The organism is Streptomyces sp. NPDC047081 (assembly GCF_040643775.1).
Classification (GTDB): Bacteria; Actinomycetota; Actinomycetes; order Streptomycetales; family Streptomycetaceae; genus Streptomyces.
The window spans coordinates 54098-71521 of the sequence record NZ_JBEYUY010000025.1 but is presented as its reverse complement, the minus strand read 5'-3'; the positions used below and the strand labels follow the sequence as shown (position 1 = coordinate 71521).

At 71.3% G+C, this 17424-nt stretch carries 12 protein-coding genes; 7 read left to right on the top strand and 5 right to left on the bottom strand.

The genetic code is table 11. The features are described from left to right. The first annotated feature begins 56 nt into the window (after positions 1-56). From ABZ848_RS36120 to serA, 6 genes are all read left to right on the top strand, one after another. On the top strand, positions 57-1007 hold the full coding sequence (locus ABZ848_RS36120; RefSeq protein ID WP_360838812.1) for a 2-hydroxyacid dehydrogenase: 951 nt from the start codon (positions 57-59) through the stop codon (positions 1005-1007). A gap of 451 nt (positions 1008-1458) precedes the next feature. Continuing rightward, positions 1459-4455, top strand: a complete 2997-nt coding sequence (locus ABZ848_RS36115; RefSeq protein ID WP_360838810.1) for an EAL domain-containing protein — start codon at positions 1459-1461, stop codon at positions 4453-4455. A 243-nt stretch (positions 4456-4698) separates the two neighbouring features. Further along, complete coding sequence (locus ABZ848_RS36110) at positions 4699-6546, top strand: acetolactate synthase large subunit (RefSeq protein WP_360838808.1); 1848 nt, start codon at positions 4699-4701, stop codon at positions 6544-6546. 21 nt (positions 6547-6567) lie between these two features. Beyond that, positions 6568-7092 (top strand): acetolactate synthase small subunit, encoded by a 525-nt coding sequence (ilvN, locus tag ABZ848_RS36105; protein WP_242766471.1) that lies wholly within the window; start codon positions 6568-6570, stop codon positions 7090-7092. 116 nt (positions 7093-7208) lie between these two features. Beyond that, positions 7209-8207, top strand: a complete 999-nt coding sequence (gene ilvC / locus ABZ848_RS36100; protein WP_360838806.1) for a ketol-acid reductoisomerase — start codon at positions 7209-7211, stop codon at positions 8205-8207. A 298-nt stretch (positions 8208-8505) separates the two neighbouring features. Beyond that, positions 8506-10095, top strand: coding sequence for a phosphoglycerate dehydrogenase (serA, locus tag ABZ848_RS36095; RefSeq protein ID WP_360838805.1), 1590 nt, complete (start codon positions 8506-8508; stop codon positions 10093-10095). Between the two features lie 144 nt (positions 10096-10239). On the opposite strand, the gene ABZ848_RS36090 is transcribed toward serA, so the two are convergent. After that, positions 10240-11787 carry an MFS transporter gene (locus tag ABZ848_RS36090; protein WP_360838803.1) on the bottom strand — a complete coding sequence of 516 codons (1548 nt, stop codon included), beginning with the start codon at positions 11785-11787 and terminating at the stop codon, positions 10240-10242. Between the two features lie 97 nt (positions 11788-11884). Here ABZ848_RS36090 and ABZ848_RS36085 point away from each other — a divergent pair, with 97 nt between their 5' ends. Continuing rightward, positions 11885-12472: a TetR/AcrR family transcriptional regulator gene (locus tag ABZ848_RS36085; protein ID WP_360838802.1), complete on the top strand. Its 588-nt coding sequence runs from the start codon at positions 11885-11887 to the stop codon at positions 12470-12472. Here ABZ848_RS36085 and ABZ848_RS36080 read toward each other — a convergent pair. From ABZ848_RS36080 to ABZ848_RS36065, 4 genes are read right to left on the bottom strand one after another with little or no spacing between them, the layout of a single operon-like run. Beyond that, positions 12426-13136 (bottom strand): dipeptide/oligopeptide/nickel ABC transporter ATP-binding protein, encoded by a 711-nt coding sequence (locus tag ABZ848_RS36080; protein WP_360838800.1) that lies wholly within the window; start codon positions 13134-13136, stop codon positions 12426-12428. The genes ABZ848_RS36085 and ABZ848_RS36080 overlap by 47 nt on opposite strands. Next, on the bottom strand, positions 13133-14155 hold the full coding sequence (locus tag ABZ848_RS36075) for an ABC transporter ATP-binding protein (RefSeq protein WP_360838799.1): 1023 nt from the start codon (positions 14153-14155) through the stop codon (positions 13133-13135). Before ABZ848_RS36075 ends, ABZ848_RS36080 begins: the two co-directional genes overlap by 4 nt. After that, positions 14145-15899: an ABC transporter permease subunit gene (locus ABZ848_RS36070; RefSeq protein ID WP_360838797.1), complete on the bottom strand. Its 1755-nt coding sequence runs from the start codon at positions 15897-15899 to the stop codon at positions 14145-14147. The genes ABZ848_RS36075 and ABZ848_RS36070 overlap by 11 nt, the downstream gene beginning before the upstream one ends. Next, a complete protein-coding gene (locus tag ABZ848_RS36065; protein WP_360838795.1) occupies positions 15896-17401 on the bottom strand; it encodes an ABC transporter substrate-binding protein in 1506 nt (501 codons plus the stop codon). Before ABZ848_RS36065 ends, ABZ848_RS36070 begins: the two co-directional genes overlap by 4 nt. Positions 17402-17424 lie beyond the last annotated feature (23 nt).

Genomic DNA, 17424 nt, shown 5'->3' with positions numbered 1-17424 from the left:
TGCCGAGCCCCCAACCTAACCTCTACGCCCGCACGGACCTGACATAGCCTCCTGTCATGACTGCTGACGTGTGGCTTCCCATCCCGGCCGAGGAGATCGAGGGGCTTCCCGAGGGCCCGCGGTACCGCTTCTGGGACGGTGGGGACGAGTACCCCGCCGACCCCGCCGACTGCGTCTACTACGTCGTCCCCTACATGAAGCCCGCGGAGGTCGCCGTACGCCCCCTGGCGCGGCTGAGTTCCGTACAGGCCGTCCAGACGCTGTCCGCCGGGATCGACGCTCTGCTGCCGAACCTTTCCGACCTGCGACCGGGCGTTCAGGTGTGCAACGCGCGTGGGGTGCACGAGGCGAGCACCGCCGAGCTCGCGCTCACGCTGATCCTCGCCTCGCTGCGCGGTGTGCCCGACTTCGTGCGGGCGCAGGAGCGCGGGGAGTGGCTCGGCGGGTTCCGGCCCGCGCTCGCCGACAAGAACGTGCTCATCGTGGGGTACGGCTCGATCGGATCCGCGATCGAGGACCGGCTCGTGCCCTTCGAGGTCGCGCGGGTGGCGCGCGTCGCGCGCTCCGGGCGCACCACGGCGCGCGGCCCCGTGCACCCGCTCACCGACCTGCCCGCGCTGCTCCCCGAGGCGGACGTCGTCGTCCTGATCACGCCCCTCACCGAGTCCACCCGAGGTCTCGCCGGCGCCGACTTCCTCGCCCGCATGAAGGACGGCGCGCTCCTGGTGAACGTCTCCCGCGGCCCCGTCGTCGACACCAAGGCGCTGCTCGCCGAACTGGAGAGCGGCCGCATCACCGCCGCCCTCGACGTCACCGACCCCGAACCCCTGCCCCGCGAACACCCCCTGTGGCGAGCACCCGGCGTGCTCATCAGCCCCCATGTGGGCGGACCCACATCCGCCTTTCTGCCGCGCGCGAAGCGACTCCTTGTGAACCAGCTGACACGTTTCGTGAACCGGGAGCCCCTCGGAAACGTGATCCTGACGACAGGCGCAAACAGCGCGTGACACCGATGAGTTGAGCGTCCGGCGCGCGATCCGCGGGACGGGCGTAACAGGCGCGCAATCCGTTTCCGGTACCCTCCGCAACCTTCCGGGCGCATTGCGTGTCCGTATCCCCGCTGGCCGTCACGGAGCGTAGAGGAACTATGTCCCTGAGTGACGAGACTGGTGTATCGTCCCGACAGGGGCTGCGCCGCGCACCGTTCGGCGCCGGGGATGGACATTTCAGACTGTGAGGGGGGCGACGGGCGATGCACGGCCTATGGACGAACGATCCGACGCGGCGGGGCCGCCGACGGCGACCCTGGCGTTCACCCGCGCGCAGACGCGGTCATCACGGCGGCCACGGCTGCCGGCACAGCCATCACCACTGCAGGCACGGCAGCCGCAGGAGGCATGCCGATCCAGCGCACCGGGACCCGAGGGACCCGGGAGCGACGCGGACCTGGAGGGCCCGGTGAGCTCGCCGCCGCCTGCCACGACCACCCTGGACGGAGCGCTGCGGGCACAGCCTTCGACAGGGGCGCTGCTGTCCCGTCCGCCGGTCGCCGGCGGCGGCAGGAGCCTGGTCCATCAACTCCTCCTGGCCCTGGTCTGCGCGGGATACGCCGTCGGTTCCGCGCTCGGCTGGGGTTCGGAGGAACTCGCCGACATCATGGGCGACTTCGGGCTGAGCGCCGCCGCGGGCGCCGCAGCCGTGTCCTGTTTCCTCTACGCCCGCAAGCACTGCGTCCGCTTTCGATCCGCCTGGCTGCTCTTCGCCCTCTCCTCGGCGATGGTGGCCCTCGGCAACGCGGTATGGGGGTGGTACGAGGTCGTCCTGGTCGAGGACGTCCCCTCGCCCAGCTACGCCGACCTCTTCTTCCTGTGCTTCGCGCCCTCCGCGATCGTGGGGCTCCTGGTGCTGGCCAAGCGGCCGGTGACCAAGGCCGGTTGGGTCTGCCTGGTCCTGGACGCCTGGCTGATCGGCGGCTCCCTGCTGACGATCTCCTGGAGCCTCGCCCTCGCCAAGACGGCCGAGACCGACGGGACGAGCGTCGCGCACACCGCGCTGCTGCTGGCCTACCCGCTGCTGGACATCGCCCTGGTCAGCGTGGTGCTGGCGCTGCACTTCAGGCGCTCGGTGGCCAACCGCGCGGCCGTCAACACCGCCATCGGCGCCCTCGCGCTGACGGTCATGTGCGACGCCCTGTTCAGCCTGCCCATGCTCCACAACAGGTACCACTCGGGCCAGTTGCTGGACGCGGGCTGGTTCGCCGGTTCGCTGCTCCTCGCGTACGCGCCCTGGTCCACGTCCCGGCACGCGGGCGTGCAGGACGCCGAAGGGCACACGCGCGTGGTGCACGAGCACGTGCCCGGCCAGCGCGGCGGCGGCCACCAGCACCACACCCCCGCACCCGGAGGCGAGCCCGGCCGCTACCCGTCCGCCCGGCCCATCGCGGGCTCCCTGGCCGCGCTCACGCCCTACCTCGCCGCCGCCGTCTGCACCCTGGGGATCCTCTACAACGTCCTCAACGGCCGCAGCGTCGACCGCGTCGTGCTGATCACCGGCGGCACCGTCGTGCTCGCCCTCGTGGTCCGCCAGGGCATCATGCTGCTCGACAACATCACCCTCACCCAGGAACTGGCGCAGAAGGAGAACCACTTCCGCTCCCTGGTGCAGGGCTCCAGCGACGTCATCATGATCGCCGCGCCCAACGGCATCCTCCGGTACGTCTCCCCGGCCGCCGCCGGGGTCTACGGACGGCCCGCCGAGGAGCTGGTGGGCACCGAACTGGCCAATCTCATCCACCCGGAGGACCTGGGCTGCGTGGTGCACGAGGTGCGCCGCTTCCTCGCCGCCAGCCCCCAGGAAGAACCCACCACCCGCATCGAATGCCGCTTCCGGTCCGGCGGCGGAGGCTGGCTCAACGTCGAGTCCACCGTCAACCGCCACCACGGCGGCCTCATCTTCAACAGCCGGGACGTGACCGAACGGGTGCGGCTGCAGGCGCAGTTGCAGCACAACGCCGAGCACGACCCGCTCACCGACCTGCCCAACCGCGCTCTGTTCACCCAGCGCGTCCAGCAGGCCCTGTCCGGCCGCCGGGCCGCCGACCGGGTGTCCCTGCGCGGTACGGCCGTCCTCTTCATCGACCTCGACGGCTTCAAGGCCGTCAACGACACGATCGGGCACCAGGCCGGGGACGAGCTGCTCGTCCAGGCCGCCCGCAGACTCCAGGACGCGGTCCGGCAGGGCGACACCGCGTCCCGGCTGGGCGGCGACGAGTTCGCGGCCCTGATCGTCGGGGACGGCACCCGTGACCGCTCCGCACGCGAACGGCACATCCTGGAGCTCGCCGACCGCCTCAGGATCACGCTCTCGCAGCCGTACCTCATCGACGGCAACGATGTCCGCGTCGCCGCGTCCATCGGCGTCGCCTTCGCCGAACAGGGCCTCGGGGCGGGCGAGTTGCTGCGCAACGCCGACCTCGCCATGTACCGCGCCAAGGCGGGCGGCAAGGGCCGCGTCGAGCTGTACGCCCCACAGATGCAGCAGGACGTCGTACGGAAGGCGGAGCTGGCCACGCGGCTGCGGGCCGCACTGCACGACGGCGAGTTCGCGCTGCTGCACCAGCCCGTGGTCTGTCTGGAGGACGGCCGGATCACGTCGGTCGAGGCGCAGGCGCGCTGGCGGTCCTCGCAGGGGGTGCTGTTCACCCCTGCCGAGTTCCTGCGGGTCGCCGAGGACAGCGACAAGACGCAGGAGCTGGGCCGCTGGATCCTGGAGGAGGCCGTGGAGCAGGCCGCCGAGCGGACCGCGACGGGGCTCGCCGTGCCCGTGGCGGTGCGGATGAGCGCCCGTCGGCTGCTCGACCGGTCGATGCCGCTCGGCTCGGTCGAGGCGCTGCTGACCCGGCACGGGCTGCCGTCCGGGGCGCTGCTGATCGAGTTGTCCGACACCGATCCGAAGGTCCCCCTGGACGAGCTGGAGCGCAGACTCGGCGCCCTGCGCAGGCTCGGTGTGCGCATCGCTCTGGACGGCTTCGGCAGCGGGTATGCGGCGATCACCGCGCTGCGCAGACTCCCCGTCGACGTGCTGAAACTCGACCGCAGTCTGGTCGAGGGCGTCGTCGAGTCCGCGCGGCTGCACAAGATCACCAGCGGGCTGCTGCGGATCGCGAGCGACCTCGGGCTGCAGTCCGTGGCCGACGGCGTGGACCTGCCCGAGCAGGTCGTGGCGCTGCGCGCGATGGGCTGCACCCACGGGCAGGGCATGGCGTTCTCCGCGCCGCTGGACGAGTACCGGCTGCGGCGGGCGCTCGGATCCGGCCGTTATCCGGTGCCGCACGGCCCGATCGAGCCCGCGTTCGCGGGCGGCGGCTCGTCGGTGTACACAGGAGGTGTACCGGCCGTCCTGGGAGGCGGAACTGGACTGCGCTCACATAATGAGACTCCCGTCCCACCCACTTGACACGTGGTGCGCGTCGGGGGGAGGGTCAGTGCCATGCGCACCCGAATTCTCGTACTTGGAAAGCGCGTCGGCTGAAGCTGGTGACGTCCGGACGGACCCGGAACTCCCAGCGACCACTCCCGGCGCGCTCCCCTCGCTTGCCTTACGGCACGAGGGGTTTTTTGTTGCACAGGCACCCGCCGAACGGCAACAGAACCCCGCACAAACCTCGCAAAAACCCTCAGCATCGAGAAGAGACTGACGATGACCGAGCAGGCCACCGGGGCCCACCATCCGCAGCCGCGGCCCCGATCCGGAGGACAGCAGTCCGCCCCCGAGCACGTCACGGGTGCGCAGTCCCTCATCCGCTCTCTCGAGGAGGTCGGGGCCGACACCGTATTCGGCATCCCCGGCGGTGCGATCCTTCCCGCGTACGACCCCCTGATGGACTCGACCCGGGTGCGCCACGTCCTGGTCCGGCACGAGCAGGGCGCCGGCCACGCGGCCACCGGCTACGCGCAGGCCACCGGCAAGGTCGGTGTCTGCATGGCCACCTCGGGCCCGGGCGCGACCAACCTGGTCACGCCGATCGCGGACGCCCACATGGACTCGGTGCCGCTCGTGGCGATCACCGGGCAGGTGGCCTCCAAGGCGATCGGCACGGACGCCTTCCAGGAGGCGGACATCGTCGGCATCACCATGCCGATCACCAAGCACAACTTCCTGGTCACCAAGGCCGAGGACATCCCGCGGATCATCGCGCAGGCCTTCCACATCGCCTCCACCGGCCGGCCCGGCCCGGTCCTGGTCGACATCGCCAAGGACGCCCTCCAGGCGAAGACCGTCTTCCAGTGGCCCCCGGTCATGGACCTGCCCGGCTACCGCCCGGTGACCAAGCCGCACGCCAAGCAGATCCGCGAGGCAGCCAAGCTCATCACCGCCGCCAAGCGGCCGGTCCTCTACGTCGGCGGCGGTGTCATCAAGGCACAGGCCACCGCCGAGCTGAAGGTCCTCGCCGAGCTCACCGGAGCGCCCGTCACCACCACCCTGATGGCGCTCGGCGCGTTCCCCGACAGCCACCCGCTGCACGTGGGAATGCCGGGCATGCACGGTGCGGTCACCGCCGTCACCGCGCTGCAGAAGGCCGACCTGATCGTCGCCCTCGGCGCCCGCTTCGACGACCGCGTCACCGGCAAGCTGGACAGCTTCGCCCCGTACGCCAAGATCGTCCACGCCGACATCGACCCCGCGGAGATCGGCAAGAACCGCGCCGCGGACGTGCCGATCGTCGGTGACGCCCGCGAGGTCATCGCCGACCTGATCCAGGCCGTGCAGAAGGAGCACAGCGAGGGCAACCAGGGCGACTACAGCGCCTGGTGGAAGGACCTGTCCCGCTGGCGCGACACCTACCCGCTCGGCTACGACCTGCCCGAGGACGGCACCCTCTCCCCGCAGCAGGTCATCGAGCGCATCGGACAGCTCGCGCCCGAGGGCACGATCTTCGCCGCGGGCGTCGGCCAGCACCAGATGTGGGCCGCGCACTTCGTCCAGTACGAGAAGCCCGCGACCTGGCTGAACTCCGGCGGCGCCGGGACGATGGGCTACGCGGTCCCGGCCGCGATGGGCGCCAAGGCCGGCGCCCCGGACCAGACGGTCTGGGCGATCGACGGCGACGGCTGCTTCCAGATGACCAACCAGGAGCTCACCACCTGCGCCCTGAACAACATCCCGATCAAGGTCGCCATCATCAACAACGGCGCCCTCGGGATGGTCCGCCAGTGGCAGACCCTCTTCTACAACCAGCGGTACTCCAACACCGTGCTGCACTCCGGGCCCGAGGACCTCAACCCGGACGCCCGCGGCACCCGCGTCCCCGACTTCGTGAAGCTGTCGGAGGCCATGGGCTGCCACGCGATCCGCTGCGAGTCCCCGGACGACCTCGACAAGGTCATCGAAGAGGCGAACTCCATCAACGACCGGCCCGTCGTCGTCGACTTCATCGTCCACGAGGACGCGATGGTGTGGCCGATGGTCGCCGCCGGCACCTCCAACGACGAGATCCTGGCCGCCCGGGACGTCCGCCCCGACTTCGGCGACAACGAAGACGACTGAGCGAGAGAGACGTAAAAGATCATGTCCAAGCACACGCTCTCCGTCCTGGTGGAGAACAAGCCGGGCATCCTCGCCCGGATCGCGGCCCTCTTCTCCCGCCGCGGCTTCAACATCGACTCGCTCGCCGTCGGGGTGACCGAGCACGCCGACATCTCCCGCATCACGATCGTGGTGAGCGTCGACGCGCTGCCGCTGGAGCAGGTCACCAAGCAGCTCAACAAGCTCGTCGAGGTGCTGAAGATCGTCGAGCTGGAGCCGGCCCAGGCCGTCCACCGTGAACTCGTTCTGGTGAAGGTCAAGGCCGACAACGAGACGCGCTCCCAGATCGTCGAGATCGTCCAGCTGTTCCGCGCCAAGACCGTGGACGTCTCCCCGGAGGCCGTGACGATCGAGGCCACCGGCTCCAGCGACAAGCTGTCCGCCATGCTCAAGATGCTGGAGCCGTACGGCATCAAGGAGCTGGTCCAGTCCGGCACCATCGCGATCGGCCGCGGCGCCCGCTCGATCACCGACCGCTCGCTGCGCGCCCTCGACCGCAGCGCGTAAAGCTGTAGTGGTGTACGGGCGGTTTCGGCCGCCCGTATACCGAGACCCCGAGACTTCACTTCCGACCGCCGTCATACGGTGGGACGCAACACCTGCACTCAAGGAGAGAACCCAAAGTGGCCGAGCTGTTCTACGACGCCGACGCCGACCTGTCCATCATCCAGGGCCGCAAGGTCGCGGTCATCGGTTACGGCAGCCAGGGCCACGCCCACGCGCTGTCGCTCCGCGACTCGGGTGTCGACGTCCGCGTCGGTCTGCACGAGGGCTCCAAGTCCAAGGCGAAGGCCGAGGAGCAGGGCCTGCGCGTGGTGACCCCGGCCGAGGCCGCCGCCGAGGCCGACGTCATCATGATCCTCGTCCCGGACCCGATCCAGGCCCAGGTCTACGAGGAGTCCATCGCCCCGAACCTGAAGGACGGCGACGCGCTGTTCTTCGGCCACGGCCTGAACATCCGCTTCGACTTCATCAAGCCCCCGGCCGGCGTCGACGTCTGCATGGTCGCCCCCAAGGGCCCGGGCCACCTGGTGCGCCGCCAGTACGAGGAGGGCCGCGGCGTTCCGTGCATCGTGGCCGTCGAGCAGGACGCGACCGGCAACGGCTTCGCGCTCGCCCTGTCCTACGCCAAGGGCATCGGCGGCACCCGCGCCGGCGTCATCAAGACGACCTTCACCGAGGAGACCGAGACCGACCTCTTCGGCGAGCAGGCCGTCCTGTGCGGTGGCACCTCCGCCCTGGTCAAGGCCGGCTTCGAGACCCTGGTCGAGGCGGGCTACCAGCCGGAGATCGCCTACTTCGAGTGCCTCCACGAGCTGAAGCTGATCGTCGACCTCATGTACGAGGGCGGCCTGGAGAAGATGCGCTGGTCCGTCTCCGAGACCGCCGAGTGGGGCGACTACGTCACCGGCCCGCGGATCATCACGGACGCCACCAAGGCCGAGATGAAGAAGGTCCTCGCCGAGATCCAGGACGGCACCTTCGCGCGCGAGTGGATGGCCGAGTACCACGGCGGCCTGAAGAAGTACAACGAGTACAAGCAGCAGGACGCCGAGTCCCTGCTGGAGACCACGGGCAAGCAGCTGCGCAAGCTGATGTCCTGGGTGGACGAGGAGGCGTAAGCCGAGCGCTCCGCGACGGTGCCGTGAGCTGGTGGCGCCGTCGCGGGGCTCTGCCCCGGACCCCGCTCCTCAATCGCCGGAGGGGCTACAAAATGGCGCTTCTCGTCCGGGTGATCCTTCCAAAGAGGCACGGGACGACCTCTCCGGCGCCACTACACTGCCGTACTACATACGCGTCAGGCCCACAGCGTCGTGCGTCTTCCACGCGGCTCAAGCGGCCCACCGGGTCGCGACACCCCTCCACCGCCTGCGGCCGTCGGGACGGCCGTCCGCATGCATTGGACTTGTGAGGACTCACGTGAGCTCGAAACCTGTCGTACTCATCGCTGAAGAGCTGTCGCCCGCGACCGTGGACGCGCTCGGCCCGGACTTCGAGATCCGGCACTGCAACGGAGCGGACCGAGCCGAACTGCTCCCGGCCATCGCCGACGTCGACGCCATCCTGATCCGCTCGGCCACCAAGGTCGACGCCGAGGCGATCGCCGCCGCGAACAAGCTGAAGGTCGTCGCACGAGCCGGCGTCGGCCTGGACAACGTCGACGTCTCCGCCGCCACCAAGGCCGGCGTGATGGTCGTCAACGCCCCCACCTCGAACATCGTGACCGCCGCCGAGCTTGCCTGCGGTCTCCTCGTCGCCACCGCCCGCCACATCCCGCAGGCCAACGCCGCGCTGAAGAACGGCGAGTGGAAGCGCAGCAAGTACACGGGCGTGGAGCTCGCCGAGAAGACCCTCGGTGTCGTCGGCCTCGGCCGCATCGGCGCGCTGGTCGCCCAGCGCATGTCCGCCTTCGGGATGAAGGTCGTCGCCTACGACCCCTACATCCAGCCCGCGCGCGCCGCGCAGATGGGCGTCAAGGTCCTGTCGCTGGACGAACTCCTTGAGGTCTCCGACTTCATCACCGTCCACCTCCCGAAGACCCCCGAGACCATCGGCCTGATCGGCGACGAGGCGCTGCGCAAGGTCAAGCCGAGCGTGCGCATCGTCAACGCCGCGCGCGGCGGGATCGTCGACGAGGAGGCGCTGTACTCGGCGCTGAAGGAGGGCCGGGTCGCCGGCGCCGGTCTCGACGTGTACGCGAAGGAGCCCTGCACGGACTCCCCGCTCTTCGAGTTCGACCAGGTCGTCGCCACCCCGCACCTCGGTGCTTCGACGGACGAGGCGCAGGAGAAGGCCGGTATCGCCGTCGCCCGCTCCGTGCGCCTCGCCCTCGCCGGTGAGCTCGTGCCCGACGCGGTGAACGTCCAGGGCGGCGTCATCGCCGAGGACGTCAAGCCGGGCCTGCCCCTCGCCGAGCGCCTCGGCCGCATCTTCACCGCGCTCGCCGGCGAGGTCGCGGTCCGCCTCGACGTCGAGGTGTACGGCGAGATCACCCAGCACGACGTGAAGGTGCTGGAACTGTCCGCCCTCAAGGGTGTCTTCGAGGACGTCGTCGACGAGACGGTGTCGTACGTCAACGCCCCGCTGTTCGCGCAGGAGCGCGGCGTCGAGGTGCGGCTGACCACGAGCTCGGAGTCGGCCGACCACCGCAATGTCGTCACGGTGCGCGGCACGCTCGGCAGCGGCGAGGAGGTCTCGGTCTCCGGCACGCTGGCCGGCCCGAAGCACCTGCAGAAGATCGTCGCGGTCGGCGAGTACGACGTCGACCTCGCGCTCGCCGACCACATGGTGGTGCTGCGGTACGAGGACCGTCCGGGTGTCGTCGGCACGGTGGGCCGCATCTTCGGCGAGGCGAGCATCAACATCGCCGGCATGCAGGTGTCGCGTGCGGTGGCCGGCGGTGAGGCGCTGGCGGTGCTGACGGTGGACGACACGGTGCCCTCCGGGGTGCTGGCCGAGGTCGAGGCGGAGATCGGGGCGACGTTCGCCCGCTCGGTGAACCTGGTCTGAGGCGCCGGCTCCTGGGGGCTCCGCCCCCAGACCCCCGGAACCTTTGCCCACCCACGCCCGACTCGGTTGGCTGAAGGGTGAGCGAGAAAACTGACATGTGAACGCCGGACGGGCCGAGTGCCCGTCCGGCGTTCACATGTCCCCCTACTTGTCGCCCACGTGAATCCCGCGCAGCGCCCTCGCCGCGACCACCGCCGCCCCCGCCAGAATCACCGCCCCCGCGATCGCCGCCCCCTGCATCCCGCTCGTGAACGCCTCCCGGGCCGCCACCGCCAGAGCGTCTCCCGTGCGCCCCGGCAACTGCCCGGCCACCGCCAGCGCCCCGCCCAGCGTCTCGTGGGCCGGTGCCGGAGCCGTACCCGGGATCTCGTTCCGGTAGATCGCCGTACCGATGGAGCCGAGCACCGCCATCCCCAGGGCGCCGCCGAACTCCGAGCCCGTCTCCATCAGTGAGGATGCCGAGCCCGCCCGTTCCACCGGCGCGTTGCTCATCGCCAGGTCGGTGATCTGCGAGATGACCATCACGATGCCGGAGGCGAGGACGCCGCACGCGGCCAGGACCAGCCAGAGGGAGTCCGTTCCGGCGAGGGCCAGCAGCGCGTAGCCCGTCGCGGCGGTCACGAAGCCCGCGGTGACGACGTAGGCGCGGTTGACGCCCTTCTGGACCAGGGCTGTCGCCAGCGGGGCCGCCATGCCGATCGGCACCGAGGGGAGCAGCGCCCACAGGGCCGCCTCCATCGCGCTCTTGTCGAGCACCGACTGCAGGTACTGCGTGGTGAAGAACGCCGAGCCCATCATGCCGAACGTGGCGACCAGGTTGAGCGCGACCGAAGGAGCGAAGCCGCGGCCGCGGAACAGGGCCGGGGAGATCATCGGGGAGGCCGCGGTGCGCTGGCGGTGGACGAAGGCCGCGGCGAAGAGCAGACCGACGGTGACCGAGACGACGTACTGCGCGTGCCAGCCCTCGGAGGGGATCTCCTTCAGGCCGTAGATGACGGGGAGTACGGCGGCCATCGACAGCGGGACGCTCAGCCAGTCGAAGCGGCCGGGGTTGGGGTCCTTCGACTCCGGGAGCAGGAACGGGCCGAGGACCAGCAGCAGGGCCATCGCCGGCAGGTTGACCAGGAAGACCGAGCCCCACCAGAAGTACTGGACCAGGACACCGCTCATCACCGAGCCGAGCGCGACGCCCGCCGTCATCACGCCGGACCACAGCCCGATCGCCTTCGCGCGCTGGCCGGGGTCGGTGAACATCGTGCGGATCAGCGCCATCGTCGACGGCATCAGGGTCGCGCCGCCGATGCCGAGGATCGCGCGGGCCGCGATCAGGGTCTCGGCGCTGTTCGCGTAGGCCGCGGTCAGGGAGGCGGCACCGAAGGCGGCCGCGCCGATCAGGAGCAGCTTGCGGCGGCCTATGCGGTCGCCCAGCGAGCCCATCGTCATCAGCAGGCCGGCCAGGACGAAGGCGTAGATGTCGAAGATCCACAGCTGCTGGGTGCCGGTCGGCTCCAGGTCCGCGCTGATCGCGGGGATCGCGAAGTAGAGGACCGAGACGTCCATCGAGACCAGCAGCAGCGGGAGCATCAGCACGCCCAGTGCGGTCCATTCGCGGCGGCCGGCGAGCGCGCCGGCCGGGGTTGTGGTGGTGCTCGTCGAGTCCATCGAGTCCATCGAGTTCGTCGAGTTCGTCATGACTTTGAATGTACGGGCGTCTTAAACGCTTGTCTAGAACGATTGTATAAGTCATGCGTATAGGACGGCTGTATGGATCCGGAGTAGGGTGTCGGGCATGGGACACCGCGAGGATCTGCTCGAAGGCGCCAAGCGCTGCCTGCTGGAGAAGGGGTTCGTGCGCACCACCGCGCGCGACATCGTGAAGGAGTCGGGGACGAACCTGGCGTCCATCGGCTACCACTACGGGTCGAAGGACGCGCTGCTGGTGCAGGCGTACGTCTCGTTGATCGAGGGGCTCGGCGACAGTTTCGACCCCGGCTGGGGTGCGGGTGACGTGAGCGCGCCCGCCGGGTCGCTGGAGCGTTTCCAGGAGGTGTGGGCGAGCATCATCCGCTCGCTGCCCGAGTCCCGGGCCGTCTGGATGCTGAGTCTGGAGATCATCGTCAACGGGGAGCGGCTCCAGGAGGTGCGCACGCTGCTGGCCGAGGCGCAGGAGCAGGGCCGTTCGGGGATCGTGCCGATGTTCAACGGCGTCCCGGAGGACGAGCTCGACAAGGAGACCGTCGACACCGAGGGCCGCTTCTACCAGACACTCCTCAACGGCCTCGTGGTGCAGTGGCTCTTCGACCCGGACTCGGCGACGAGCGCCGAACAGCTCACCGAGGGCCTGCGCCGGGTGATCGGGGGAGTCGGGGAGGGCTGATCCGCCCCTCCCGCATCTCCAGCACCCGGTCCGCGAAATGCCGTACGACCGCCCGGTCATGACAGATGAACAGATATCCGAGGCCGAGGTCGTCCTGGAGGTCGGCGAGCAGGTTCAGGACGCCGGCCCGCACGGACGGGTCCAGCGCCGACACCGGTTCGTCGAGGACGAGCAGACGCGGCTTGGAAGCCAACGCCCTTGCGATTCCGGCGCGTTGACACTGTCCGCCGGAGAGTTCGTACGGGCGGCGGTCGCCGTACGACGGGTCCAGGCCGACGCGGTCGAGGAGCTCGGCGACGCGGGCCGGGCCTTCGGCCCTGTCCCAGCGGCCCTGCACCTTCAGGGGCTCCGCCACGGCGTCGCGGATGCGGTGGCGGGGGCTGAGTGAGCCGTACGGGTCCTGGAAGACGTATTGCATACGGCGGCGCAGGGGGCGGAGTTCGCGCTCCGGGAGGCTCGTCAACTCCCGGCCCTCGAAGTGCACTTCGCCCGCATCCGGGCGGCGGAGCTGCAGCACCGCCAGCGCGGTCGACGACTTGCCGCAGCCGCTCGGGCCGTTGAGGGCGAGGGTCTCGCCGGGGGCGAGGGTGAAGGACACGTGGTCCACGGCGGTCACGGAGCCGTGGCGGACGACCAGATCGCGGACGTCGAGCAGCGAGTTCATGCCGGCCCCTTGAACAACTCGGCTGCCAGGCGAGGCACTTCGTCCCAGCGGTGGCAGGACACGCGACGCCCCTCGGTCGTCCACGGCTCGGGCATCTCGCGGTGGCAGAACTCCGTGGCGAGCGGGCAGCGCGGGGCGAAGGCGCAGCCCGGGGGGAGTGCGGTCGGGACGGGCGGGGTGCCGGGGAGGGTCGGCAGGCGGCGTCGGCGGGGGAGGTCCTCGCGGGGCAGCGACGCCAGCAGGCCGGCCGTGTACGGGGCGAGCGGTCGGCCCAATAGCCGTGCCGCCGGGCCCAGTTCGACCTCGCGTCCGGCATACATCACGAGCACGCGGTCCGCGTGCCGCCGTACGGCTTCCACGTCGTGGGTGACCAGCACGAGCGCCGCGCCGAGCGTCTCTCGCTGCTCGGCGAGGACCTTCAGCACCTGGTCGCGGCGCTCCTCGTCCAGGGCGGTGGTCGGCTCGTCGGCGATCAGGATGTCCGGTTCGTTGATGGTGGCCATGGCGATGACCGCGCGTTGGCGCATGCCGCCGGAGTACTCGTGGGGGTGGGCGCGCGCCTTGCGGGCCGCGTCCGGGATGCCGACCCGGTCGAGGGCGGCGATCGCGCGGGCCTTGGCTTCCTTGCGGGGGAGGCGGGTCACCGACCTTATGGCGGCGGCCAGTTGGGCGCCTACGGGGTGGACGGGGGAGAGGGCGGAGAGGGCGTCCTGGGGGACGAGGGCGATGCGGCGGCCGCGGACGGACCGCAGTTCGGCGGGCGTGGCGGTCAGGAGGTCGAGAGGCGGCGACCCCGGTGTCTGCCGCAGCCGCACGCTCCCGCCCGTCCTCGCGCCGCCCGGCACCATCCCCAGCAGCGCCCGCGCCGTGAGGGACTTGCCCGCGCCCGACTCGCCGACGAGGGCGAGGACTTCACCGGGGTGGACGTCGAAGGAGAGGCCGCGTACGGCTTCGATTCCGGCGAAGGCGATGCGTAGATCGCGTACGGAGAGCAGCGGTTCAGCGGAGTCAGGCGTCAACGTGGCGTGTCCTTCCAGGAGTTCGGCCCCGCGCGTACGCCGATGCCGTCACCGCGAGACCGGCCAGCAGGGCCAGGGCCGTTGCCGGGGCGAGGGCGGCCCACGGGGCGCGTTCCACGTAGGCGCGGGACTCGTCGAGGAGGAGGCCCCACTCGGGGGCGGGCGGCTGGGCGCCCAGGCCGAGGAAGCCGAGGGAGGCCAGGGCCAGGGCGATGCCGGGCAGGCGTAGGAGGGCGTGGCGGGCGACGGGCGCGGCGACGCACGGGAGGACGTGCCGGGTGAGGATCCACGACGGCGGTGCGCCGATGGCCCGTTGGGCCAGGAGGAAGGAGGACGCCCGTACCTCCTGGACGAGTGCTGCCGCGTGCGCCGCCAGCGGGGGCCAGGAGATCAGGGCGACCGCGAGGGCCGCGCCGCCGGTGCCGGGGCCCGCGGCCGCCGCGACGAGGATACCGACGATCACCGGAGGGAGGGCGTTGGCGATGTCCGCCGCGCCGGCCGCGACGCCGGGCAGGAAGCCGAGCGCCAGAGCGAGGAGCAGGCTCAGCAGGCATACGGCGGCTGCCGTGCCGACGGTCGGGGCGGCGCCGTGCCCGAGGCGGGCGAGGACGTCGCGGCCGAGGCCGTCCGTGCCGAGCGGGTGGGACCAGGAGGGGGCGGCGAGCCGGTTCGCGGTGTGAACGGCGTACGGGTCGCGGAGCAGGCCCCAGCCGACGGTCACGGTGAGGAGTGTGAACAGGGTCAACACGATCGCGGGGTGTGAACGGAGTGGTCGGACGGGCGGCAGTGAAAGGCCGGCGTCACGCAGGGCCGGACCCAGCAGCCAACGTCGTGTGAACGCCGCCGTGGCGCCCACGGCCAGCCCGAGCAGCAACAGCGCCAGCACCGCCCCCTGGAGCAGCGGCAGATCCTGCGACTTCGCCGCGCCCAGCGCCGTACGGCCGATGCCCGGCACGGCGAACACGGTCTCCACCGCGACCGCGCCACCCGTCAGCCCGACGGCCACCATCCCGAACTGCGGTACCAGCGGCGGCAGTACGCGCCGCAGCGCCGCCGCCGAGATGAGCGTCCGGTTCACGCCCGCGCCCCGCCACAGCTCCACCCACCGCTCGTCGAGCACGGCAGGCAGCGCGTCCGCGACCAGCCGCCCGAGCAGCCCGCCCGCGGGCACGCCGAGGGCGAGCGCGGGCAGCACCATGTACTCGGGACCCTGCCACCCGGACGTCGGCAGCCACCGCAGCCACACCCCGCACACCAGCAACCCCACGGTGGCCAGCAGGAACTCGGGCACGGCGGCCAGCATCGCGGCCGAGGCGCCGGCCGACCTCCGCCCCCGTACCAGCACGGGCGCGACGAGCGCCCCCGCGAGCACCAGGGCCACTCCGAACGCGGCGCCCATCAACGCCAGCGACACCTGGAGCCCGGCCACCACGGACGGCAGCACATCGCCGCCCGAGACCCAGGAGACCCCCAGATCACCGCGCACCAGATCCCCGGCCCAACTCCTCAGCAGGGAAAGGGGCCCGGCATCCAGCCCGAGATCACGCCGTACGGCGTCCAGGGCCTCCCGCGTGGGTTCCTGCTCGGCGGACCGCGCGCGCAGGACGGTCAGGGCGGGGTCCCGGCCGGAGAGCCAGGGGAGGAGACCGACGGCGGCGAGGACGGCGAGGAGGGAGAGGGCGCGGGTGAATCCGGAGGCCGTGAGGGAGAGTGCGCGGGTCAACCCCGCCTCGGGCGGCTTCACTTGACGTACGTGTCGGCCGTGACCAGCTGCCGCTCGCGCGGGTCGTGGGCCGCGTCCACGACCCCCTTCGCGTCGCCCTGGATCACCCGCTCGTGGAGCATCGGCACGGCGGCGTCGGTGGCGAGTACCGCCGCCTCGGCCGCGACGACCGCCTTGCGGCGGGCCTCGCCGGTGCGGGTCCCGGCCGCCTGCTTCAGGGCCTTGTCGACCGTGGGGTCGGCGAGTTGGGCGATGTTGAAGGAGCCCTCGGAGGCGAAGTCGCTGTAGAGGTACGCGGCCGGGTCGCCGGAGTCGAGGACCGTCGCGCGGGACAGGACGAACGCGTCGAACTCGCCCGCCAGCGCGTCGGATTCGATGTTGGCGTACTCGCGCACCTCCAGCCGCACCCTGAACCCGGCCTGCTGGAGCTGCTGTTGGAGCGCCGCCGCGACCTCGGGGAGCTCGGCGCGGTCGGTGAAGGTGCCGATCGTGACGGTCTTCCCGGCGGGGGAGGCGGACCTGGCACGCCGGACCGGCGTACGCAGCTCGGCCGCCCACGGCGGCGCGGGCCCCAGCAGCCCCTCGGCGACGTCGGCCCGCCCCTCGTACACGCCCTCCACGATCGACTCGGCGTCGATCGCATCCCGGGCGGCGGCCCGCAGCGAGGCGTCCTTGAACGGGCCCTTCCCGGTGTTGAGGTACAGGGTGTTGGTACGTGGCATCGGGACCTCCGTGACCAGGTCCTCGTCGAGCAGCGCGGCCTGCGAGACCGGGACCGCCTCGACGATGTCGGCCTCCCCGCTGCGCAGCGCCGCCGCGCGGGCCGTGCCGTCGGGCACGAACTTCACGTCGATTCCGGGGGACTTGGCCTTGCCGCCCCAGTAGTCGTCGTAACGGTCGAGGGTGGCGGCGGAGGTGCCGGCGACGGAGACGAGCTCGAAGGGGCCGGTGCCCGCGCCGAGCGGGTTCACCGTCTTCCCGGTGTACGCCCTCGCGGCGAGGATCGACAGCTGCGGCGAGCTGAGCCGTTGCGGGACGAGTGGGTCCTCGTCGGCCGTCGTGACGACGACGGTGTCGGCGTCCGCGGCCTTCGCGGTGAGGGCGACGCCGTCCAGGATGCGGGGCTTGGGGGAGGCGGTCGCGGCCCGGGTGAGGGAGCGGACGACGGCCTCGGCGGTGAGCCGGGTGCCGTCGTGGAAGGTCACGCCGTCACGTATCTCGAAGCGCCAACTCCGGCCGGACTGCGTCCACTTGGTGGCGAGTGCGGGCCGCGCGTCGCCGTCCTCGTCCAGCGTGACCAGCGTCTCGGCGGTCGACCAGCGCGACAGCTTGAACGCGTCGTCGGACAGCGGGGACAGCCCCGAGCGGGGCGGCTGCATCATCGCGACGCGGATGCGGCCGCCGTCATCGCCGGCCTCGGTGGAGGTGCCCGAAAGGCATCCGGTGAGCGGGGCGGACGCCAGGGCGGCCGGGAGCAGGTGGCGGGCAGGCGCACGGGGCCCTCCGGGTGAAGGGGTGGTCAAGGGGTGAGGGCGCCGACGTTAGC